Here is a 4,387-nt window from a genome sequence, read left to right on the forward strand (position 1 = left end):
GCCGTGAAGCTGACATTCACATGGACGAGGAAGAAAAGCAGACAGTTATTTTTGCCTACCCAAAACTGTTTACCAATGCGGGAACCTTGCAGGTGATCCGACTGGAAATCGGCGCGCTGGCCGCATGGACGCCGGCAAAGTCTGCGGAGATTATGCCGTATGCCGCGGAGTATTACCCTGATGTGTTCGAGCAGAAAGGAACGAATATTCTGACGGTTGCCCCGGAGCGGACTTTCTGGGAAAAAGCTACGATCCTGCACCATGAGGCCAACAGGCCGGAACATCTGGAAATGCCGCAGCGGTATTCCAGACATTATTACGATTTGTACCGCATGGCTCTGACCCCGGTAAAAGAAGCCGCTTTCTCTCAGCTCGACCTGCTTAAAAAGGTTGTGGATTTCAAAATGAAATTCTATCCCAGGGCATGGGCGAAGTACCCGGAGGCTGTGCCAGGCACCTTAAAGATTATCCCGCCGGAATACCGGTTCACAGCGTTAGAGGCGGATTATGATTCCATGAAGGATATGCTGTATGGTGATGTACCCACATTCGATATTGTCATAGCAGCGGTCCGGGAACTGGAAAACGAGATCAATACCCTGTAACAATTACATAACCATTTATTTGCCGGCTATTCTAAGATGCTTTAGGGTAGCCGGCTTTCTGTTTTCAAAAAGGAGGAATGTCACATTACGCAAAATGAAGTCAATGCCGTATTTGACGAGCAGGTGCGGCTTTGCGCCGACACGCTGCAACGGAAAACCAAAGAATACACCGGGGACGACACGGACCGGCTGGGAGCTTTTAAGACGGCGGCAGCTTTGCAGCATACCACACCGGAACGTGCACTTGCTGGGATGCTGGCGAAGCATATCGTTTCCCTGTATGACATGTGCTTTGACAATGGTGCGAGCTATGACATAGGCACATGGGACGAAAAGATTACAGACAGCTTAAACTATCTGTTTTTATTGAAAGCCATTGTAAAGGAGGGACATACCAATCAACCGAATTGAAGTAAAAATATTGAACTGCCAGGCGGTTGCAGAGGCCGAGAGAAACATGGTTTTTGCAGCGCGGCTTACCCAGCGGGGACATAAGATCGCCACGATGGATGATCTGCTGGCACTCTATGAGAAGTCATTCAGCGAGAATACCGTGGCAGCCATCAGCAGCCTCCCTCACCCCACGGTCCAGAAATTCGCAGTGATTACCGTTGCTGTTGTAGGAGCAAGCCGGCGTTTTCTGGCACAGATCACCAGGCATCAGAACGAAGTAAAGTTTATGAGTGCGTCTTTGCAATACAGCAATTATACTGGACAGGCGGATTTTGCGGTACCCTATGAGATTTTAACCGCCCCGGCCGCAGTTCGGGAACTGTACTTAAAAAGCTGTCACGAGGGCATGGACTGTTACGAAAAGCTGTGCAGCGCGGGAATCGGCCATGACGCAGCGGGCTATGCCACACCCCAGGGATTACGGAATGTGCTGATAATCAGCGCCACGCCCTATCAGTGGAAACACATCATCGGCCAGCGGGTATGCCGGCGCAATACGGACGAGACCCGGATCGTACTCTTGAAAATCTGGGAGGAACTTTACGCACTCAGCCCGGCTTTGTTCTCCCCTTCTCAGACCGGATCGTTCTGCCAGATGGACAAATGTCTGGAGGGACAAATGACCTGTGGGCAGAAACTGACGGAAACCATGACACCGGAGAACATTTTAAGAAACGACTACCCGGTACTTTTGGAAGGAGGCGGTGCATGAAGATCAAGCTGATTGATTTTGGTGTGCCGGAGAGCCAGCTACCTTTCCGACCACATGGTAACGACGCTGGGGCGGATGTGTATATGCCTTACGACTGCACCTTGCAGCCGGGCGAGATCGCAAAGGTTCCGCTTGGGTTCGGGATTGAAGTGCCGGACGGGTATGCGGGTTTTGTGTTTCCCCGCACCAGCATGGCAGTAAGGGGCCTGGTCTGTGAGCTACCTCCTGTGGATTCCGGCTACCGCGGGGAAATCCATGCCATTATCAGTAATGTAAGCAACAAACCGCAGGAACTTTCCAAAGGAACGCGGATAGGCCAGCTTGTAATTACTCCTGTTGTGATTGCAGATTTTGTAACGGATTTGGGCGCGGAGTGCGGAACCGGAGGCTTTGGGAGTACCGGGGCATAAATCAGGATAAATATAGAGTGTTTCCAGACTTAATTTAGGACAGTATGGGAAATAATAAGAAAGCGGTCATTTCCGTGACCGCTTTACTTCTTGCTGTTCAATTCTTTCATAATGCCGAGGATATTATAGCTATGATAAGGTTTTTTTCTTTTTCTATCTTCATGTATAAAGATTTCAGCGTTCCAATGGAACGCGCAGCCATCACCGCAGGTGATGATCTCAGGGGCTTGGGGACATGTCACCAACAAGCATTTTGGCAGGAATACCGGAAACGGATTCCTGCCAAAATACGCAATCTTACGGAAGATTGCATTGCTTGCCATTTAGTAGAATCCCAGAAAATGTTCTTGCACCACGCAACGACATTGATAGACTGAAAGAAAGGCGGTATAATAAGGATGCAGCAAGTAACATAAAAGCTGTAGTGAGATAAAAATACAAATATAGTTGGGAGTAGGTGGTGAAACGATGTTTAGGATAGGGGAATTCTCAAAGTTGGCGCAGGTATCTATTCGTATGCTTCGCTACTATGACGAGGTAGGACTTCTGACACCGGCAGAGGTTGACAAGTGGACGGGACACCGACTGTATTCAGTAAAGCAAATACCGCGTCTAAATAAGATTCTGTATTTGCGGGATAGTGGACTGAATGTTTCGGAAATTGCGCTTGCCCTGACGATGGACGAGCAATCACTTCTTGCGCAGCTCGACAAAAAGCGCATAGAGATAGAAAATGCAATACAGGCCGAACAAGAAAAACTTCGGAAGATCGAACTTACAAAAAGTGAAATACAGGGTGGTAAAGGAGAACTGCACTATAACATATCCGTTAAGTCAATCCCGGCGTATCAGGTGCTATCCTTGCGGAAAATTGTACCGAATTACTATTTCGAGGGCGACTTATGGAAAGAACTTTCTACTTTTACAGAAGCACAAAAAATCGAAATAACGGGCAATACATTTTCCATTTATCACGATACAGAATTTCGAGAGACAGATGTTGATATTGAGCTATGCGCCCCTGTAAAGAAAATGGGAAAGGCAAAAAGGCCATTTTGTTTCCACATGACAGAACCAGTCCCGTACATGGCTTGCACAATGGTCTATGGCGATTTTGCAAATATAAAAGGCGCTTACCTTGCCTTTGCCGAATGGTTGCAGACAAACAGCAAATACAAAATGTCTAATCCGATGCGTCAGATCGTGCATAGAGGTCCGTGGAATGAGAATAACCCTGAAAAATATTTGATTGAGCTTCAAATACCGCTGGAATACACATGATTGTGTAAACTTTGAAATGTCCTGTGAAAATGCAGGGCATTTTTTATTTTTCCCTGTTGCATCTCACATGATGTGAGGTATTATACTGGATTTACCAACAAAGCAAGGAGGAAAAATATGACCTATCAATTAAAAGCCATTGGTAAAGTAAAAAATGATGAAAACGGCACATTTATTCAGTTAGAGCCAGAGTACATTCCCGGACTGCAAGCCTTAGAAGGCTTCAGCCACATCAATGTTCTTTGGTGGTTCAGCGATTGCGACAACGGCGCAGACCGGAATGAATTACAGACAGAACAGCCCTATAAAGGCGCACCCGAAATCATGGGTGTATTTGCGACACGATCTCCTGCGCGTCCGAACCCTATTGCATTAACAGCGTCTGAAATTATTAACATTGATTTCACCAACGGCATGATTCGTGTTACATTCATTGACGCAAATGACAATACGCCCGTACTTGACATCAAGTCGTACACTCCGAGTTTTGACAGGGTTGAAACACCCGGTGTTCCCGCATGGTGCAGCGAATGGCCGAAAAGCACAGAAGCGTCCGGCTATTTTGATTGGGGACAGGTATTCAAATTTTAAGAGGGGGGTGGCTTATGAAATTACAGGATTATGCGCAGAATAAGCCTGTTCTTGAAACGGATCAACTTATCCTACGCCCTCTGCGAAAAGAAGATGTTTCAGATTTGAAAGAATGGTTGGGTGACAGTTCCATTTATCAGTATTGGGGAAAACGCCCCGGGAAAAGTGACTTAAACCCGGAATTGCTTTTTCAAAAGTCGGAGAAACCCACAAAAAGTTTTCATTGAGGTATTGTGGGTGTACTAATAAATCTTTGGTATTTACACATACATTTTAATACAGTATAATAGTTCATAAGGAGGCGTTCCACAGTAATGGAGCGATTTGAAATATGG

Annotated in this window: 8 protein-coding genes; all 8 read left to right on the forward strand. The window is 46.6% G+C overall.

Going from position 1 to position 4,387, the window contains the following annotated elements; all coding sequences use genetic code 11:
* The coding region (locus ACTOY7_RS21375; RefSeq protein ID WP_482672795.1) for a nucleotidyl transferase AbiEii/AbiGii toxin family protein at window positions 1–605 on the forward strand (605 nt) is incomplete at its 5' end.
* Window positions 606–689: 84 nt separating this feature from the next.
* Window positions 690–1,016: a hypothetical protein gene (locus ACTOY7_RS21380; RefSeq protein ID WP_482672801.1), complete on the forward strand. Its 327-nt coding sequence runs from the start codon at window positions 690–692 to the stop codon at window positions 1,014–1,016.
* Window positions 1,017–1,062: 46 nt separating this feature from the next.
* Window positions 1,063–1,770 (forward strand): FAD-dependent thymidylate synthase, encoded by a 708-nt coding sequence (locus ACTOY7_RS21385; protein ID WP_482672796.1) that lies wholly within the window; start codon window positions 1,063–1,065, stop codon window positions 1,768–1,770.
* Window positions 1,767–2,180 (forward strand): dUTP diphosphatase, encoded by a 414-nt coding sequence (locus ACTOY7_RS21390; RefSeq protein ID WP_482672797.1) that lies wholly within the window; start codon window positions 1,767–1,769, stop codon window positions 2,178–2,180. The genes ACTOY7_RS21385 and ACTOY7_RS21390 overlap by 4 nt, the downstream gene beginning before the upstream one ends.
* Window positions 2,181–2,224: 44 nt before the next feature.
* Window positions 2,225–2,557, forward strand: a complete 333-nt coding sequence (locus ACTOY7_RS21395; RefSeq protein WP_482672798.1) for a hypothetical protein — start codon at window positions 2,225–2,227, stop codon at window positions 2,555–2,557.
* A gap of 91 nt (window positions 2,558–2,648) precedes the next feature.
* Window positions 2,649–3,461, forward strand: a complete 813-nt coding sequence (locus tag ACTOY7_RS21400; protein ID WP_160284803.1) for a MerR family transcriptional regulator — start codon at window positions 2,649–2,651, stop codon at window positions 3,459–3,461.
* 117 nt (window positions 3,462–3,578) lie between these two features.
* Window positions 3,579–4,052, forward strand: coding sequence for an SAM-dependent methyltransferase (locus ACTOY7_RS21405; RefSeq protein WP_482672799.1), 474 nt, complete (start codon window positions 3,579–3,581; stop codon window positions 4,050–4,052).
* A gap of 14 nt (window positions 4,053–4,066) precedes the next feature.
* A complete protein-coding gene (locus ACTOY7_RS21410; protein ID WP_482672800.1) occupies window positions 4,067–4,279 on the forward strand; it encodes a GNAT family N-acetyltransferase in 213 nt (70 codons plus the stop codon).
* Window positions 4,280–4,387: the final 108 nt, after the last annotated feature.

It is taken from the genome of Schaedlerella sp., assembly GCF_056796775.1.

Coding starts and splice junctions, on each gene's coding strand:
- ACTOY7_RS21400 (WP_160284803.1), top strand. CDS start 2,649: ATGTTTAGGATAGGGGAATTCTCAAAGTTGGCGCAGGTATCTATTCGT.
- ACTOY7_RS21390 (WP_482672797.1), top strand. CDS start 1,767: ATGAAGATCAAGCTGATTGATTTTGGTGTGCCGGAGAGCCAGCTACCT.
- ACTOY7_RS21395 (WP_482672798.1), top strand. CDS start 2,225: ATGGGAAATAATAAGAAAGCGGTCATTTCCGTGACCGCTTTACTTCTT.
- ACTOY7_RS21385 (WP_482672796.1), top strand. CDS start 1,063: ATGGTTTTTGCAGCGCGGCTTACCCAGCGGGGACATAAGATCGCCACG.
- ACTOY7_RS21410 (WP_482672800.1), top strand. CDS start 4,067: ATGAAATTACAGGATTATGCGCAGAATAAGCCTGTTCTTGAAACGGAT.
- ACTOY7_RS21405 (WP_482672799.1), top strand. CDS start 3,579: ATGACCTATCAATTAAAAGCCATTGGTAAAGTAAAAAATGATGAAAAC.